Origin of the sequence: Flavobacterium cupreum (genome assembly GCF_003996965.1) — a bacterium.
GTDB classification, from domain to species: Bacteria; Bacteroidota; Bacteroidia; order Flavobacteriales; family Flavobacteriaceae; genus Flavobacterium; species Flavobacterium cupreum.
In genome coordinates this window covers 1-304 of record NZ_QWDM01000199.1, presented here as the reverse complement: position 1 = coordinate 304, position 304 = coordinate 1, and the positions used below count along the sequence as shown (strand labels likewise).

The following is a 304-nucleotide window of genomic DNA, read 5'->3' as shown; positions in this document are numbered from 1 at the left end:
GTTGGTTTGAACGTTTCACGGCTGCGCTGGGTCTTCTACGCCTACTACCCGGCGCACCTCTTCGTGCTCTGGCTGATCCGAATCCCGATGAGCAAGGCGGGATACCTTTTCTTTTGATTCGGTTTACGTGTCACGCAACTCACCCCTAGAAAGACGCGAACTTTAGCGGCTAAAGAGAGAGACCATGGATAAAGATACACTAGGCGGACTGCTTCTTTTCGCGGCGTGCATGTTCGCCGCCTACAAGTTGGTCAAGCTGCTCTGGCCGATATTTGAGCAACGCAAGAACTTGACGCCTATACAA

At 52.3% G+C, this 304-nt stretch carries 1 protein-coding gene; it reads left to right on the top strand.

The window, feature by feature from the left end; translation table 11 throughout:
- The first annotated feature begins 6 nt into the window (after positions 1-6).
- Positions 7-117 carry a hypothetical protein gene (locus tag D0817_RS27160; protein WP_497756110.1) on the top strand — a complete coding sequence of 37 codons (111 nt, stop codon included), beginning with the start codon at positions 7-9 and terminating at the stop codon, positions 115-117.
- Positions 118-304 lie beyond the last annotated feature (187 nt).